This window comes from Cellulomonas phragmiteti, from assembly GCF_016862775.1.
Lineage (GTDB): Bacteria > Actinomycetota > Actinomycetes > Actinomycetales > Cellulomonadaceae > Cellulomonas > Cellulomonas phragmiteti.
Genome location: NZ_BONP01000004.1, coordinates 116101 through 134862, shown reverse-complemented (window position 1 = coordinate 134862; position 18762 = coordinate 116101). Strand labels below are relative to the sequence as shown.

Here is an 18762-nt window from a genome sequence, read left to right as displayed (position 1 = left end):
GGGAGCCCCGTGGCCCCGACCTTCACCCGGGTGGTCCCCGGGTACTACGCGCTGACCGTCGCCCTGCCCGACGGTGCCGCCGGCGCGCAGGTCGCCTTCGCCCCGACGGCGCCGGACGGGGCGCCGGACAGCCTCACCCTCGCGCAGACGTGGCAGGACCACCCGGGCACCTACCTGTTCCTCGCCCGGGCACCTGCCTCCCCCACGGGGTTCCTCGCCGAGCTCCGCACGTTCCTCTCGACCACCCCCGGCACGGCCGCCCTGTGGCTGCCCGACCCCGACGTGCCGGCGACCGCCTGGTCCGGCAGCCGGCTCGCCTGGTCCGGCACGGCCCCCGGCCCCCGGGCCACGACCGGGCTGTCGCAGGTCGCCCTGCGCAGCCTCGCCCTGTGGGTGCCCGGCGGGGCCGCGGTCGACCTGGCCCCGACTCAGGACGCCCTGGTCGTCACGCCGGGAGTGGCCAGGGCGACCCTGACCGCGGGGTACGGCGCCACCACGCTCCCGGTCGACGGGCCGGTCACCCTGCCGTTCACCGACCTCGTCGCCGGGACGCTCACGCTGGGGACCACGCTGGAGAACACGGGCGCCACCCACGCCCCCGACGTCGACCGGCTCGACCTCGGCATCCGGTACTCGACCCCGGGCGCCCCCGCGGTCGTCGGAGGCGTGCCGACATGGACCACCGCGTCGTACCGGTACCCCTTGCTGGTCCCGCCGCCGGCGACGCTGCCGCTGGCCGTCACCCTCGACCCGCTGCACCCGACCCTGGCGTCCCGGACCCTCTTCGCCCTGGCCGCGGGGACCGCCCTCACCTCGTCGCTGGTGACGACGACCGGGCGGGCGGTCACGCTGGTCGCCGGGGCCGACCCGGCGGCGCCCTGCGGGTTCGTCCCTGCGGTCCGCGCCCTGACGGTGCCCGCCCGCGACACCGACCCGTACACGCTCGTCCCGTCCGGGGCGTTCACCGTCGCGGACACCGCTGCGGGGGCCGGCTCACCGCCGCAGCTGATGTGCGGCGGGTCGGGCGTGGAGTACCTCACCACGACCGCGGTGCCCGGCAGCACGGTGCACTTCGTCCCGGGGCAGCCCGCCCACGCCGCATCCGGGCTCACCGCGGACGTGACGACGTCCTGGGTGTACGTCGTCGGCCCTGAGGCCTCCTCGGCCGTCTACCACGCCCAGGCCGACGCCGCGACGCTCTACCACCCGCCCGCGAGCGACGGGCGAGCTCCGGACGCGCGCACCGGCGCGACGGACCCGACGATCCTCGGCTACCTCGAGCTGGCGGGCACCGCGCTGCCCGCCGGGTTCGACCCGGCAGCCACACCGCCGACGCTCTTCCCGATGGTCGGGCTCACCGGGCTGACCGGCGACGACGGGACGGCCGCGCAGACCCTCGAGCAGCTCGCGATCTGCCCGGCGCGGCGACTGGCGATCAGCGCCGTCGCCGCAGCGCAGCCCGTCGGACCGGGCAGTCCTCACGGGCAGCGGCAGGGCGTCGCGCTCGCCGGCGCCGTCACCGCCGCGACCACCCCGCAGGGGCTGTACGCGACGTTCGACGACGCGGGGATGTCTCTGCTGCTCGGCCAGTCGCAGGCGGGGTCCCGCCGGCTCGTGCTCGGTGACCTGCAGCCGCCGCTCGTCGAGGCGTTCCAGTCGAGCCAGCTGTTCCTCGTCGCCACCGACCGTGAGGCGCTGGGCCGGCTGGCGACGCTCACCGAGGACGCCGGCAGGCTGACGATCGCGCTGAACGACTCCGACACCTGGACCTTCGACGTGCTCGCGGACGGCTGGGCCGCCCGCGGGACGGCCCTGATCCTCAAGTTCGCCGGACGCTCCCTGCTCGACCTGCTCCAGGACACCGGCGCGTGGGCCCTGGCCGAGACCCTCAACGGCGGCGACGCTGCGGCGCTGGCGGCCCAGCAGCAGCGGCTGCTCGATCTCGTCCGCGACGCCCTCACCCGCGCCGACCCCGCGGGAGGCGGCGACCCCGACCTCGCGCCGTTCGCCGCCCTCGCGACGGACCCCGCGTGGAACGGCGTCCTGGTCCTCGGCTGCAGGATCCCGCTCGACGGCCTGCCCGAGCAGATGAGCGGGATCGCCGCGGGCATCGACCCCGCGCGGTTCGTCGCGCACCACCTCGGCATGACGGTCACGCCGGTCCAGGCCGTCGGCGAGGCCCTCACCCCGCAGGACTCCTCCCTCTTCGGGCTCGTCGCCTACGACGACCCGGCGGACCTCGTGGGCACCGGGGCGGACTACCGGTTCAAGGTCAACACGCTCACCGTGCGGTTCGCGGCGTCGACGGTCGTCAGCTTCGCCAGCCGGATCGAGCTGCTCGTCAACGCCCTGTTCGGTGATCCGGTCACGCTCGTCGGCGGGGCGCACGGCAACAACGTGGTGCTCGACGGCGTCTACCTGCAGCAGGGGTCGACCAGCAGCTACGTCTTCTCGACGGCGGCCGACAGCCCGTTCACGGCGCCGACGAGCGCCGTCCTGGCCGGGGTCGACATCACGCGCGCGCAGTTCGTGACGGTCCTGCCCGCCGACCGGGCCGAGGCGCAGCACGTCCCGGCGCTCTCCCGGTTCCTGTTCTGGGGCACCTGCCGGTTCCGACCGGGGCCGTTCGACCTGTTCTCCTTCGGCGACGCCGCCGACGGATCAGCGGCGGGCGCCCTGACGTTCGCCGACGTCGCCGTCGACCTCAGCTACGACCCGAGCGACCCGGCCGCCAGCAGCGTCTACACCTTCGACGCCGGCCGGCTGACGTACGACCTCGCGGCCACCTCACCGCGACCGGGCAGCCTGTTCGAGGCGTTCCCCCTGACCCTCACCGGGTTCGTCCACGCCCTGCCGCCCGCCGCCGGCTCCCAGGACGCGGCGACCACACCGTCGGGCCTGGGGTTCCTGCCCGTCGACGTGCCGCTGAGCCAGGGCGCGATGACGGCACCGTGGTTCGGCATGGTCGCCGACCTCGCGCTCGGCACGCCCGGGGCGCTCGCCGCGCAGGCGGGGTTCACCGCGTCGCTCCTGGTGGCGTGGTCCCCGGGGGTGGGGACCGACGTCGCCGTCGGGCTGAAGCTGCCCGGCACCGGGGGGCCGCACCGGATGCTGAGCCTGCAGAGCGTGCTGCGCCTGAAGATCGCCGCCCTGGCGCTGCGCAAGGTCGGCGCCGCGTACGTCCTGGCGCTGCACGACATCTCGCTCAGCCTGCTGTCCCTGTCCTTCCCGCCGTCCGGGCAGACGGAGATCCTGCTGTTCGGTGACCCCGGCGGGCAGTCTCAACCGAGCCTCGGCTGGTACGGGGGCTACGCGCAGGACCCGCCGAAGCCACCGGCCCCGACGCTGCAGCAGGTCCCGGGGGCCGCGCCGTGAGGCCGCTCAACCGGGGCGCCCGCAACGCGTACCCGTACAACATCAACATGGCCAGCATGGCGACCCTGACCGGGTCGCTCCAGAACTACACGCTGGCCTACAACCAGGCGGCGGTGACGAACGTCATCGGCGCGAACCCGGACATGGAGGACCAGCTCGACTACGTCTGGCTCACCGTCACGAAGGCGGCCGCCGCCCAGATCGTCGCCCCGGCCAACCTGCCCGCCCGCACCGCTGCCAAGCCGCGGATCGTCGAGCGGAACGGGGACGAGTACCGACGCTCGGCCAACGACCTCATCGCCAACATGGGCCGGTTCTGCGCCTACTGCGAGAAGCCCAACCCCTCGCCGCTGGCCGTCGAGCACATGGTGCCGAAGGACAACTTCCCGCTCTTCTCGCTGTCCTGGACGAACTTCCTGCTCACGTGCACGGTCTGCAACACGGCCGGCACCGGCAAGGGGACAGGACCCTCGCGGGCCACCGTGGTCGGGTGGGGCGGGGGCGCGCCCGCCGACGAGCTCGGGTACTTCACCCGCTGCCGCAACCGGTACCTGTGGCCCGACATGCCCGCCGCCTACCAGGACCTGACCCCGCGCCTCGAGTACTTCAGCATCAGCACCAACGCCTGGCAGCCGGTCCCGGCCGCCGAGTCCGTGCGCTGGGGCATCGTCGAGCTGAGCAACACCTACGCGACGCGCGAGGTCCGCGCGAGCATCTTCCTGGACGCGACGGCCCAGCAGTACGCGCGGCGCGTGCGGGTCCGGTACGTGCCCGCGAACGCCGCGGCGACGCGGGCACAGACGTACTTCGGCCTCGACCAGCCCGGCGGTGGCGGGGCGAACCCGACCACGTCCGACGGCCGCGAGTTCGACCGCACGCGGGCCTGGCTGGCCGTGGTCGGCGACATCGGCGCGCTCACCGTGCTCCCCCTCGCGTCGTGGGCCAACTACTGGGCGTACCTGCCGACCCGGGCGGCGAACCTCGGCCACTTCTCCGTGTGGGTCCGGGTCCTCGACCAGCTCAACATGGTCGACCAGCAGAACCCGCCGCAGACGATCCTCGACCGGTTCCTCGCCACCTGCGTCGGCGCCACCGGGTTCCCGGGCACCGACCTGACCCAGGTGCCGTGACCGCCGTGCGCCCCTTCACCCGACCCGCCTGGGACCCCGCCTGGTCCCGGCACGTGCTGGTCGACGTCGTGTACGACGCGATGGGCCGGTACTGCGCGGCCTGCGAGCGCCCGCTCACCGTGGGCGCCTCCCTGTACGACCCCGGCACCGGCGCGTTCCTCGGTGGCACGGCCCGCGAGCAGCCGCTCGCGGTGCTCCTGCCGCTGTGCGACGGGTGCGCGATCGCGACCGGTGGCCTGCCCACGCCGGCGGACGTCCTGCACCCCGCCACCGACGTCACGTTCACGCTCACCGACGACTCGCCGCTGCGCTACGAGCCGCGCACCGTCGACGTCGACGGCGTGCCGACCCGTGTCGTCGTCGCCGTCGGCGCCACCGCCGCGGGCCGCGCGACGGTCCGGCACTACGGGCTGAACGGCGCGGCCGACCGCGCGGGGGCCGCGCCGACCCGTCCGCGCCTCCTGCCGGACGACGGGCTGCTCGCCGACGACCCGCGGCCGGACCTGCGGACCCGCACCTGGGACCTGGCCGAGGGGTTCGTGCCGCTGCTCGCGCTGGAGGACCCCGTGGCCCGAGAGGCGATGGTCGGGCGGGCACGCACCGCGCTGACGCACTCCGGCTTCTGGTCGGTGTGGGCGACCGTGCTGGGTGCCGCGTTCCCCGGCTCCGACCTGCTCCCGCGGCTGCTGCTGCCCCCGGCACGGGTCGCCGCCGCCGGGCGGCTCGCTGCGGCGGCCCGGCCGCCCGGGCCCGCGCTGGTCGGCCACGCCGGGGCGTTCCCGGGCACCCGCACCGACTGGCTGCCGCCCGGGTGGCTCCCTGCGCTCCTCGGCGCGGTGCCCCGGTGAGCGGCGACGTGGTCGCCGCCGCGGCGCTCGACCCGACGCTCGCCGCCCTGCAGTCGGCGCTCGCGGCGAGGCCGGGCGGGGTCGTCCCGTTCGACACCGCGACGCTGGGCACCGCGGGCGCGGCCCTGGTCACGCTCATCGGCGACCAGCTCGGGGTGGGTGCCGTCGTCCTCGCCGGCTCGGCGACGATCACGCCCGACGCGACCGCGGACACCCTGACGGTCGTCGGCCCGAGCACGACACCCCTGCTGGGGATCGCCGACCCGACCGTCACCGCGGTGTTCACCAGCACGACCGACCCGGCCCACCCGGGGCAGCGGGTGCTGCAGGTCGATCTCACCGTCCCCACGGGCAGCGGCTGGACCCTCGGCACGACCTTCCCGATGCTCGCGACGTCGGCCCTGAGCGCGCTGACCCTCGTTCCCGCGAGCGCGGTCCTGCGCCTGCGCTCGCAGCCCGGGCCGGCCGACGCGTTCGGGGTGGTCGAACCGGTCGGGCTGAACCTGGAGGTCTCGCTCGTCGTCGCGTCCTCGCCCCCGCTCGCGTCGGCGGTCACCCTGGTGCCGGGCTGGGCCACGGCGACCGTCGCCGTGAAGGGCTCGGCCACCACCGGGACGGGCGGCGAGTCGCTGACCCTGCGCGGACCGTCGCCGGACCCCGCGCTGACCGTGCCGCTGGCCGTCGCGGGACTCGCGAAGGTGACCCTGGGCGGGCTGGCGCTGTCGGTCGCCGGCTCCGCCGTGCTCGACGAGGACGGTGCCCCGAGCAGCAGCGCGTCGGTCGGCGTGTGGGGCACCGCGACCCTGGCCGGGACCACCCTGCCCGTCGCGGTGAGCGTCCCCCTGGTGACCGGGCCGTGGACGATCGGGCTGCTGCCCGGGCACGCGGCGACCCTCACCCAGGTGATGGCCATGCTCACCGGTGTGCCGCTGCTCGGCATCGTCCCGGACGCGGTGAAGAACGCGGTCTCGCTGCCGGTCACGGAGCTGTCGGTCTCCCTGGACGCCGACCGCACCACGTTCCGCGGGCTGTCGGTCGTCGTGCGCAGCGACCCGGACCACCCGCTGGCCTGGGCCCTGGTCCCCGGCGCCGTCGAGCTCACGGCCGTCGGCGTCGGGCTCCAGGTGACCACGGTCGCCGGCGGGGCGCGCCGCACGTCCGGGTGGGTGTCCGGGGCGATGGCCCTGGGCTCCGGGGTGACGGTCGGGGCGATGGTGACCCTGCCGCTCGGCTCGGGGCCGATCACCCTGACCTCGGAGCCGGACCTCGACCTCGCCGACCTGGGCGCCCTGACCCGCGTGATCGGTGGCGGTGGACTGGCCGAGCTGCTCCCGGCCGGAGCCGGCAGGCTGGCCGGGGGCTTCCGGCTGACCTCGGTGTCGGTCACGATCGACCTGTCGGGCGAGCTGCTCAGCGACGTCGCGGTGCAGCTGCAGACCACGACGCCGTGGCCGGTGCTGCCCGGGCAGCTCGTCGTCGACGGCCTGATGATCGCGGTCGACGTCGCCCACCCGCTGACGGCGCCCGCCGTCAGCGGGCAGCTCGTCGGGACGTTCGCGATCGGCTCGGCGCACGTCGGCATCGCCGTCCAGAAGGCACCGGGCGGCGACTGGACCCTCGCCGTCCAGGCCGACCACGTGCCGCTGCCCACCGTCGCCGACCTCGCCACGCTGGCCGGCACCGACGTCGGGGCGACCCTGCCGCCGACCCTGGCCACGGCCGCGTTCGAGATCGGGGCGCTGGGGCTCGACGCCAACCTCTCCACGCCTGCGCTCGAGCGGTTCGCCCTCACCGTCGACACCGTCCAGGCGTGGACGCTGGTCCCCGACTACCTCGTGCTCGAGTCGGTCACCGCCGGTCTGCTGCTCGACTGGCGGTCCGGGACGCTCGCGGTGACGGGCTCCGTGATCGCCCGGCTCGAGGTCGCCGACACGCTGTTCCTCGTCGTGTCCGCCGAGCGGCAGCTCACCGGTGCGTGGATCCTCACCGGCGCGCTGGCGCAGCCGCTGAAGGTCGGGGGCCTCGTCCACCGGTTCTTCCCGGCCACGGCCGTCCCCCAGCAGGTGGCCGGGCTCGAGATCACCACGCTGTCGCTGACGGCGGACACCGGCGACGGCTCCTACACCTTCGACGGCGCCCTGACCTGGCCGTTCACGCTGGGGGACGTCGCCTTCCGGATCGACGCGTCCGCCACGGTCAGCCGCTCCCCCGACCCGGCCACGCCCGGCGCCCACGTGTTCGCGGGCCGGCTCGCGGGCAGCCTGCAGAGCCACTTCGGCAGCGACCAGCTGAAGCTGGGGATCACCTACGCGTTCGCGGGCGGCACGGCCCCGGTGTACGGGTTCGTGCTCGGCTTCGACCAGCTCGCCCTCACCTGCACGCTGACCACGAGCACGGCGGGCGAGAGCATCCTGACCGCGGCGCTCACCGGCGTGAGCTTCGGCGACGTCGTGACGTTCCTCGTGGACCTCGTCGACCCGTCCCTGGGCTTCCACCTGTCGGCGCCGTGGGACGTGCTCAACCAGATCCGGTTCGACGACTTCTCGTTGGTCGCCAACCTCACGCGACGCACCATCGGGCTGACGTACCACGTCGGCAAGGACCTCGGCCTGGTCGACCTCGAGACGATCTCGTTGACCTACGTCCACGTCGGGGGGCGGGCCACGGTCGAGGTCGCCCTCACCGGGCGGTTCCTCGACCAGACGTACACCACGGACAAGCCGCTGACCTGGGACCTGCTCGACGGCAGCCCGCCCGCGGTGCCCGGCACCGGCAGCAAGATGCTCGACCTGAAGTACCTGGGCGTGGGCCAGCACGTCGTGCTCGTCGACCCGCAGGCCACGACGATGCCGGCGGTGCTCGCGGACCTCGAGCAGACCGTGCTCGCCGCCGCCGACTCCGCGGTGCAGCCCTGGGACCTGCTCGCCTTCGACGCGTCGTCCGGGTGGCTCGTGGGCGCCCGGTTCGTCGTCATGGACACGGTCACGCTGGGCCTGGTCTTCAACGACCCGGTGCTCTACGGGGTGCAGATCTCCCTGGCCGGTGCGGACGCCGGCGTCTTCGCCGGGCTGGACTTCCAGATCCTGTACCGCAAGGTGTCGGACAGCGTCGGGGTCTACCACATCGAGCTCAAGCTCCCGGACGCGATGCGGCACCTGGAGTTCGGCGAGGTGTCGGTGACGCTGCCGGTCGTCGTCCTGGACATCTACACCAACGGCGACTTCGCGATCGACTTCGGGTTCCCGTACGACGACGACTGGACCGTCTGCTTCGGCCTCGAGGTGTTCCCGTTCGTCGGGGCCGGCGGGTTCTACTTCGCGAAGCTGTCCGCCGCGACCGCCACCGGACTGCCGCAGATCACCAACGGCTCGTTCACCCCGGTGATCGAGCTCGGGCTGGCCCTGGCGATCGGGGTCGGCAAGAACTTCTCCGCGGGCCCGTTGTCGGCGGGGCTGTCCGTCACCGTCCAGGGGGTGCTGCAGGGCACCGTCGCACCGTTCAAGCCCACGGGACCCGGCCCCGACGGCGACCGCTACTACCGGGTGCTGGGCAGCATCGCGATCGTCGGCAAGCTCTACGGCACCGTCGACTTCAAGATCATCACCATCCAGATCTCGGTCGTGGCGTACGCGAGGGCCACGCTGGTCGTCGAGGCCTACCAGCCGATCCTCATCGAGCTCAGCGTGGGCGTGAAGGTCACCGCCAGCATCAAGATCCTCTTCATCCGCGTGCACTTCTCGTTCGAGATGCACCTCGACGCGTCGTTCCTCATCGGCGAGGCGAGCACCCCGCCGTGGGCACTGGCCCCCGGGTCCGGCTCGGCCTCGACCGTCGGACCCTCCACGCGCCGGCGCCGGTCGCCCGCGCCGGGGGCGGTGGCCGCGCGGCACCCGCGGGCGCTCGCCCGGCGCACGGCCGCCCTGGGAGCCGCGGGCGGGCTCGACTGGGCACCCGTGGCCGTCCTGGCCCACGCCCCCGTGCCCGTCGACGTCCGGGTGGTTCCCGTCCTCACCGTCTCCGGCGGTCCCGAGCTCGACGTCCAGGGGGTGCTCGTCCCGTTCGTCGCGACCGCGGCGACCTCCGAGCCGGCGACCGCCGACCAGCTGCGCCAGGTCGTGGTCCCGCCGGGCGCCGACGTCGCCGACGTCGCGTTCCACCGGCTGCTCGAGGCCCTGCTGCGCTGGGGTGCCCACGCGCTGCTCGGGCGGAGCACCGGTCCGGTCACCGCGGTGGACCTCGGCATCATCGCCGAGGACCTCGCGGCTCCCCCGGACGGCGACGACGCGTTCGGGTACGCCAACCTCTCGGCGTTCCTCGGCGCGAACGTCGTGTGCTGCCTGACCGGCCCGGGCGACGGCGGCGCGCCCGACACCGGTGGGGCGGCGCTGCCGATCATGCCGCCGCTGCAGATGACCGTCGGCGGCGCGGCGCCGGTGCAGTTCTGGGCGGTCAACCCCGTGGACGCGGCGTACGAGCAGCGGATCGCGGCGATCCTCGCGGGCCTTGCCGTGCCGATCGACGACGCCACGGCGCACGACCCCGCCGCACCCCCGGCCCCGGCCCGCGCCCTGCCCGGCGACGACGCGACGACGAAGTCCCTGCCGACCCTCGTGTTCGACGACGCCTGGCGGCTGCTCGCCAAGGCCGCTGTCCAGGCGGGCGCCGACGCGCTGCGGACGTCGACCCGCGCGACGACCGCCACCGACAGCCTCGCGACGCTCGCCGCGGACGCCTGCCCGACCGTCGCGTACACGGTCCGCACGGGCGACACCGCCGCCGCGATCGCCACCGCGTTCGGCATCCGCGCCGCCGACCTCGTCGAGGCCAACCCGACCGTCCCGTTCGACCGTCCGCTGCTGCCCGGCCTGTCGCTGACCGTCCCGCCGCCGACGACGCTGCTCACGTACGTCCTGCTCCCGGCGGACGTCGCCGTCGGCACGGTCCTGGCGACCCTCGCCGCCCGGTTCGTCGTCGACGCGGCGGCGCTGCAGGCCGCCAACCCCGGCCTGGACCTCGCCACCGCCACCGCCGGGACCGCGGTGGTCGTGCCGGTCCCCGAGGCGGTCGTGGGGATCGCGGACGCGAACCTCACCGTCCCCCTCGCCGCCGGCGTCACGCTCACCCTCGGCGGGCTGACCTCCCGCGTGCGTGCCGGCGACACGCTGGCCTCGATCGCCGCACGGTTCGGGTTGCCGGACCCGACCGGGCCGGCGGTGGCGAACCAGGACGACGCCGGGCTCCTCGCGACCGGGGCGACCATGGTGGTCGCGCAGGCTCCGGGCGGCACGCCGGGGACGACCTTCGGCTACCTCGTGGCCCCCGGCGACACGCTCGAGCTGATCACGGCGGTGATCTGGGTGCGCAACGCCGGCGTGACGACGCTCGAGCACGCCGGGTGGTTCGCCAACGCCGTCGCCGCGGCCAACCCCGGCGTCGACCTCACCACGATCGGGACGACGCCGGTCACCCTGAGCATCCCGGGCGTCGAGGTGACCGACCACGGGCTGCAGCCGACCGGGGACCCGGTCGCCTACCTCACCAAGCCGGGCGACACGCTGACCCTGGTCGCCGGGTACGCGGCGGCCCTGCAGACCGCGCCGGGCGTCCTGGCACCCCTGCAGGCCGCCATCGCCGCGCTCGACCCGACGATCACCCCCGGCTCGACCATCCGCATCCCCGCCCAGTCGCACGTCGTGGTCGACGGCGCGACGCTCGCCTCGATCGCCGACCTCTTCGGCGTCACCGTGAGCGACCTCGCGCTGGTCGGCGCGGACGCGCAGGTCCTCGCCCCCGGCGCGACCCTCGCGCTGCCGCCCACGGTCCCGCACACGACGACCGCGACGGACACCCTGCCGTCGCTGGCGACGTCCTACGGCTGCACCGTCGACCACCTGGTCGCCCAGCTGGCCCCCGTCACCGGGGTGCTGGGCGCGGCGGTGACCGTCCCGGACGCCCGGCAGGCCGACCTCGACGACCTGGTCGCGACCCTGCGGTCCTCCGGGGCCGCGACGCACGCCGCAGGCATGCTGAGCCGGTTCCTGCTGCACGGCCTGCAGGTGCCCGACCCGGCGGGCGGGACCGAGCCGACCGTGCCGCTGGCCACGCTGACGGGCCAGCAGTTCCCCGTCGCCACGGCGCCGATCGGGCAGCCGAGCGCCGCGATCGACATCACCCTGGCGACCCCCGCGCCGGTGCCGTGGCTCGCGCTCGTCGTCGAGCACGTCACCGTCCAGGGGGACACCCTCGCCGGGATCCTCGCGCAGTACGGCCTGCCCGACGCGACGCGTCTGGCGCAGCTGAACCCCGACGTCGACCTCGACGCGCTGCCCGTGGGTGTCACGCTCCGGGTCCCGCAGCCGAGCATCGACGCCGACCTGACCGTCGACCTGCAGACCCGCCAGTGGCCCGCGGGGACGCTCGACCCGGAGCTGCTCAGCGGCCCGGCGCGGCTGCCGCTGCTGCAGACCGGCCCGGTCCGGCACCAGCTCGGCACACCCACGCCGTGGCTGGCCGCCGTCCCTCCCGTCCTGCCCGTGACGGGCACCGCGCCGGTCGACGCCACCCCGTCGCTGTGGCCGTTGCCTCCGGACCTGCTCGCGCGCGTCGCCGCCTCGCCCGACCCGCACCCGTACGACCTGGTCGCGGGCGTGCCCACACCGACCGGGGTCCAGCCCACTCCCGTGGCCGCGTACGCCTGGGGTACCCGGGTCCCCGTCCAGGTCCGCCGGGTCACCGGGCCCGCCGGCTACCTGCCGCACTCCTACGCGCTGCTCGGCGTCCCGCAGTCCGGCCGCGACAGGCTGCTCGAGCTGTGGACCCGGGTGGTGGGCTCCGGCGACACCGCCGCGGTCGCGCTCCTGCACGACGCCCCGGCCGGCTCGGGCACCGGGCAGCAGTCGGACGCGCTCGACCCGACGCTCACGGCGGTGCTGCGGACCAACCTGTCCACCGACACGCACAGCGGGGCGGCCGTGGCCGCCGTGGCCGACGGCCCACCACCGGCGGGCTCCGCGTACGCCACCCTGGCCGCCCCCGGGGCGTTCCTGCAGCAGCTCTGGGAGTGCAGCGTCACGGCCTCCGGCGGGTACGTCCTGACCTACGTGACGACGGGGGGCGCGGGCCTGCCCGACGCGGTCTTCGCCGCCGGCGACACGGCCACGCTGTCGCTGGTCGTCCTGCTGGGATCGCACACGGGCGCGACGCCCGACCGCACCCTGCACCCCTTCACCGACGTCGCGGTGGTCCTGGACGCCCTCGACCGGAGCCGGGTCTCGGTGTACGCCGAGGCCTCCGACGGCTCGGACACCACCCGCACGTCCACCGTCCCCCCGGGCAACGTCGGCGTCGAGCTCGCCCGGCGCAACGCGAGCCTCGAACCGCCCGACCCGGGGCAGCGCACCCGCAGCCTCGCCGGCCTGCTGGGGTGGACGCTCACCGCCGGGGGCGGGTTCGACGCCGTCGTGGGCCTGGCCGTCGGCCCGACGGAGCTCAGCCCCCCGCCCGGGGACGACCCGCGCCCGGGCCGCGCCGCGTTCCCCCTGGTCGGGTCGAACGACGACCCGGAGGTCTGGCACTTCCAGCAGGTCGTCCCCGTCGCACGGTTCGCCTCGCCCCGCCCGCCCGCGATGCCGGCCGGGCTCCCCCCGGCGGCCGCCGACCCGTACGCCGGACTCGGCGGCGAGGCGACCTTCGGCCTCGGGTTCCGGGACGTCTTCGGCAACGACGTCGGGACCGCAGCACCGCTCGACGACGTGGTGGTGCCGGTCGGCTACACCGACGAGCTCGTCGCGGTCGCCGGCTGGCCCGGCGCGACCGTGGACTACACCTTCGACACCGCGGACGGCGCCGCGCGGCTCACCGTGGCGGCGACCTTCGGTGTCGCCCGGTTCCTCCCCGGCCCGGGGCAGACACCGACGAGCGCGGCGCGCGCGGCCGCCGCGGCCCTGGTCCGGTACACCGGGGTGCACTACCAGGTCCGGCGGCCGGACCTCACCGCCGTCGTCACGACGTCCCTCGACGCCCCGGGCAGCCCGGCGGGCGCCGGCCCCGCGGTGCTCGCGCCGCTGCAGGGGTTCGCCGACGCGGCGTGCCTGTTCCTCTCGGTCGCGCGGTCGCTGCAGCCCGTGGACGCGACCGTCCCGGACGCCACCACCACCCTCGCCGACGTCGGCAGTGCCTACGGGGTGACGCTCGACGCCCTCGCGCAGGTGAACGCCGGCACCGACGCCGACGCGCTGGTCGCCGGGCCGCTCACCGTGTGGTGGCAGCATGTCGTCGCCGCCGGGGACACCTTCGACGCCATCGCCGCCGCGACCGGGGTCCCGATGACCCGGGTCGTCGGGCTCCCGCAGAACGCCACGCTGCCCCTGGCGCCGGGCGTGGTGCTGACGACCGGGGTCCGCACGGTCGTCGTCCGGGCCGGGGACACCCTGGCGTCGATCGCGCTGCTCGTCGACACGACCGTCGGGACCCTGGCGACGGCGAACGCGGCGACGCCCGGGCTGCTCGTCGCCGGGTCCTCGGTGACGGTCGACCAGGTGACGCTCGGCGTCGACGCCGGCGACGACCTCGCGTCGCTGGTCACCCGGTTCGCCGCCCGGGGCGTCACGACGACCGTCGTGGCCCTGGCCGCCGCGACCGCCGCACTGCCGGGCCTGCTCGTCGTCGGAGCGGTGCTGGCGGTCGCCCCCGTCGCGGCGGCGGCCACCGACACCCTCGGGGTCCGGACCGCCACGGTCGGTGCCCGGGACACGCTCGCCTCGGTCGCGAGCGCCCAGCGGTGCACGGTCGCCACGCTGGCGGCCGCGAACGCGCAGCGGACGGGTCTGCTCGTCGGCGGCGTCACCATCACGCTGCGCGGCACGTCGGTCGAGGTCCCCGACGGCGCCACGCTCGCCGACCTGGCCGCGTCGTTCGTCGCCACCGACCTGCCGGTCGGGGTGGCCGACGTGGCCGCGGCGGCGGCGACCCTGCCGGGGCTGCTCGTCGAGGGAGCGACCCTGGCGGTCGTGGAGATCGTCGTCGCGGGGGGCGAGATCCTGGCCGACGTCGTCGCCGCGGTGCCGAGCCTGACCACGGACCGGCTCGTCGACTTCGCCGGGCCAGGACCGGCGGGCGTCTACCCCGCCGGCACCGCGCTGACCTACGGCACCGGGACCGTGCAGCCGATCCCCGGTCAGACGCTCGAGGCCGTCGCCGCGGCGGTCGGCGCGACGGTCTCCCAGCTCGTCGTCGCGAACGCCCTGACGCCCCTGCGCGAGGGCGCCGTCGTCGAGATCCCGGGGGCCGTGCGGGTCGACCCGGACCTCACGGCCCGGGTCGCCGGGGTGAGCGCCGGCCCGGGGGCGACGCTCGCCTCGGTCGCGGCCCGGCTCGGCACCGACCTCGGCGACCTGGCGGTGACGAACGCGACGATGCCGGGCCTCGTCGTCCCCGGCGTGACCCTGCCCACCGAGCCGCCGGTGACGACCGCGGCCGGCTCGACGTTGGCCTCGCTGGCCGCCGCGGCCGGGGGGATGAGCGTGCCCGCGTTCGCGGACGCCGTCCGCGACGTGACCGGCCTCGTCGCCGCGGCGGCCCTCGTCGTGACCGACCTGCCGCTCGTCGGCACGCGCACCCTCGCCCGGCTCGCCGCCGACCTGGGCGTCGGGCTGGACGCCCTGGCCCGGGCGAACGCGCCGCTCACCGGGCTCGTCCGGCCCGGCGCGGTCTTCACGGCCGGGAGCGGCGGGACCCCGGTCACGGTCACGGCGACCGCGCTGGACACCCTCGCCTCCGTCGCCGCCCGCTTCGCCGGCCACGGCGTCGCGGTCGACGCCCCCGGGCTCGCGGCGGCGAACGCGACCGTGCCGGACCTGCTGCAGCCGACGAGCCCGGTCGTCGTCCCCCCGGGCACGGCCACGATCGCCCTGCCGCTGCCCCACCCCGTGGTCCCCGCGCCCGTCTTCCCGCTGGAGGTCACCCTGACCCTCAGCCGGGACGCCGCCCTGGTCGACCCGGAGCTCGCCGACGTCCCGGCGGTGCTCACCGCGAGCACGCCGGTCACCCCCGCGACGACCTCCACCGGTGGCGACGCCCCGAGCCTCATCCCCCTCGCCACCGCGTTCCGGGCAGCCTTCGCGGCACAGCGGCTCGAGCTGGCGTCCGGCCCCGCGCCCGACACCGGGTCGCGCCAGGTGTGGGTGCTCGACCTCGGCCCCGACGGGTTCTCCCGGATCGCGGCGGACGGCAGCCGGGCGCGCTTCTTCGCCCTGGCGCCGCTGAGCACCGCACCCGTCTCGGTCGCCCACGTGCCGATCGCCCCGTACGACCCGGCTACCGGCACGCTGGGGCAGGCGACCGACCACGCGTTCCAGTCCGTCGACGTGGACGCCTGGCTCGCGACGCTCCTGGTCGCGGTCGACGACTTCCTCACGCCCGCGTCGGCCACGGCCGCGTTCTCGCTCGGCGCCCAGAGCTCGCTCGAGGCGGTCGTGACCGCCAAGCAGACGATCGCCGGGGCGCTGCGCGGCAGGGTCGCCGAGATCCTCGTGCCGCCGGGGACCCGGGACGACCCGGCCGGGGACCCGGCGCTGGCCGCCGCCCGCGAGGCGCTGTACCAGAGCATGCTCGTCGCGCTCGGCACCGCCGTGTCGACCGACGCGGTCATCGACGTCCCCGTGGACGTGTCGTCGCCGTTCGGGCAGCCGGTCCCCGTCGGGCCGGCGGACACCTTCACCACCCTGGCCGCGGCGTACGGGGTGACCCCGCAGGGGCTGGCGCTCGGCCTCGCGGACACCGCGGGGCTGCTCGTCGTCGGCGCGACCGTGGCGTACGGGTCCCGGACGCACCAGGTCACCGCCGCGGACACGCTCGGCACGCTCGCCACGGCCCTCGCGGTCGCCGTGACCGACCTGCCGACCGGGCTCTCCGTGGAGGGCGGGGGCCCGCTGTTCGCCACCGGCACGATCGACGCGGTCGCGATGCGCCGCACCCCGGGACCGCTCGACTCGTTCGCGACGGTCGCGCGGTACCTCGGGGTCGACGTCGCCGCCTGCGCGGTCGCGAACGCCCAGGTCCCCGGGCTCCTCGTCGCCGGGACCGTGGTGAGCGTCGGGGGTGCCACCCACACGGTGCTGCCCACCGACACCCTGGCCGACGTCGCCGGCGCCCTCGGCAGCACGCCGGCCGGCGTCGCCACCGACCCCGGCACCCGGGACCGCGCCGGGATCCTCAGCCCGTCGGTGACGCTGCACGTCGTCTCCGGCACGGACCCGATCGCGCCGCGGGTCTCCGGGCAGGGCGCCACCCGCCGCTACCGGGTGCCGGCCGGCGCGGTCCTCGCCGACCTGGTCGCGCACTACGGCGTGGACGCGGGGTACCTGGCCGGGTTCCTCGCCCACCGGACGGGGCTGCTGGCCACCGGCATCTCGCTCGGGTTCGGCACCGCACCACCGGTCGTCGTCGCGCCCGGCGACACCCCGGCGATGCTGGCCGCGCACTTCGGCACGACCGTCCTGGACCTGCTCGCCTCACCGGTGCTCGCGCCCGGCGTCGCGCTGTTCGCCGCGGACGCGGTGCTGCCGCTCGTCGGCCTGAGCCGCGTCCCGGACGCCACCGACTCGTTCACGTCGGTCGCCGCGCGGTTCGGGACCACCGTCGCCGACGTCGCGACCGCCAACCAGGACGTCACCGGACTCCTCGTCGCGGGCTCGGTGGTCCAGGTCGGCGACGACCACCACACGGTCACGGGGACCGACACGCTGGCGAGCATCGCCGCCGCCCTCGGCCTGGACGCGCCGACGCTCGCGGTGCAGCCGTCGGTGGCCGCCACGACGGGGTGGTTCGACCCGCAGCGGCCGTTCCACGGGCTCCAGCCCACGCCCGCCACGTCGGTCTCCACCGCGCGGACGTCGCTGCACGACGGCGGCTCGAGGGCCACCTTCCTGTTCTCGACCTCCGCCGACTCCGCGTTCCGCAACCTCACCGTCGAGCTCGACTACCCGATCGAGGAGATCGAGTTCCGCGTGCACGACGTCGCGGCGGCAGGCGGCTACCAGTCGTCGTCCTGGCTGCGGCCGGTCCTGCCGATCGTCTCCGGGGACGACGGCGGGGCGATCCGGACCGACCTGGGACCGCTCGTCGTCCCGCTGCCGCTGCGCGGCACCCCGACGCTGCCGCTGACGCCGGCGCAGACGGCCGACGCAGCCGTGACCGCTCCGGCCGGCATCGCCGAGGCGAAGGCCTGGCAGCTCGACCTGACGTTCACGCAGGACGCGGCCGCCCAGGACGACGTGTACCTGCAGGTCGCCTTCGGCGGCGCCCCCGGCGCCGCGCGGGCCGTCAGCGACGAGCTCGTCACGCGTCTCGCCCAGTTCGCCGAGGTCTGGCCCGTCCTGCAGCCGGACGTCGCCCGTCTGCAGGACCTGCCGCTGGGCGTCGCGAACCCGGTCGGGAGCGCGACGGCCACCACGTTCGCCGCGCTGGTCGGCGCCGTCGCGGCGGCCATGAGCGCCGATGAGGTCGACCTGGACCTCGCCGTCGACCCCCCGACGGTCACCTTCCGGGTCGACACCACCTACGACGCCGCGACGGACCCCGTGACCCTCGCCGAGCTGACGTTCACCGTGGTGCCGCCGAGCGGCGGGCAGGGTCCCTCACGCGCGGACCTCGCCCGGGCCGGCGCGCAGCCGGACCCGGACGCCGTCCCCTGGCCGGACGTCTACGTCGCGGCGACCGGCGACCGGCCACGACGCGCGCTGACGCCCCGGGACCCGGTCGGGACCAGTCGCACGTACGTCGTCCCGCCCGGCGTCGCGGCCTTCACCACGCTGGACCTGCAGGTCGTCGTCCCGGGAGCCGGGCAGGCCGGCGGAGGGCTGGACGCCGCGGCCGTGCAGCAGGCCGTCGCGTCGGTGATGCTCACCCGCAACGAGCGGCTGGTGGTCACAGCCCCCACGGCGCCGGAGTTCGTGTCCCGCACCCCGTGGGTCCGCCCGCAGAGCCCGGCCGTCCCGGCTCTCACCTGCTCGCAGCGCCTGCCGGTCGGCTCGACGACGGACGTCGCGGCGGCCGTCACGACGATGCTCACCGAGCTGCTGAGCCCGCCGGGTGCCGGGCCGGCGCCGGCCACGGTCACCCTGGGGTGCCGGTACGCCCAGCAGCTGGCCGCGACGACGCCCCCGCTCGTGAGCCACCTGCCCGTGCTGCTCGTGCCGCACACCGCGGTCGACGACGCGGCGGGGATCGACGCGCTCGCGCAGCTGGTGGCGGCCCGGGTCGCCGCCTGGGAGTCGACCACCGTGCCGCGCGCGCTGCCCGGCGACGCCTACGTGTTCGAGCTGTCCCTGTTCGGCACCTCGACCGCCGAGGTCTCGCGTCCGCTCGTCATCCTGACGCGGATCGAGACCGCGTTCCCGTGACGGACCGGG

4 protein-coding genes are annotated in these 18762 nt (G+C 75.8%); all 4 read left to right on the top strand.

Going from position 1 to position 18762, the window contains the following annotated elements; translation table 11 throughout:
* Positions 1-9 precede the first annotated feature (9 nt).
* Genes Cph01nite_RS05270 through Cph01nite_RS05255 form a run of 4 tightly spaced genes read left to right on the top strand, consistent with a single transcriptional unit; the run spans position 10 to position 18753 of the window.
* A complete protein-coding gene (locus Cph01nite_RS05270) occupies positions 10-3375 on the top strand; it encodes a serine/threonine-protein kinase (protein ID WP_203671808.1) in 3366 nt (1121 codons plus the stop codon).
* Entirely contained in the window at positions 3372-4505 is a 1134-nt protein-coding gene (locus Cph01nite_RS05265; protein WP_203671805.1) for an HNH endonuclease family protein, read from the top strand. Before Cph01nite_RS05270 ends, Cph01nite_RS05265 begins: the two co-directional genes overlap by 4 nt.
* Positions 4502-5353 carry a hypothetical protein gene (locus Cph01nite_RS05260; RefSeq protein ID WP_203671802.1) on the top strand — a complete coding sequence of 284 codons (852 nt, stop codon included), beginning with the start codon at positions 4502-4504 and terminating at the stop codon, positions 5351-5353. Before Cph01nite_RS05265 ends, Cph01nite_RS05260 begins: the two co-directional genes overlap by 4 nt.
* The gene (locus Cph01nite_RS05255; protein ID WP_203671799.1) at positions 5350-18753 is read left to right on the top strand and encodes a LysM peptidoglycan-binding domain-containing protein; all 13404 of its coding nucleotides are present in this window, start codon (positions 5350-5352) and stop codon (positions 18751-18753) included. Before Cph01nite_RS05260 ends, Cph01nite_RS05255 begins: the two co-directional genes overlap by 4 nt.
* The last annotated feature ends 9 nt before the right edge of the window (positions 18754-18762 follow it).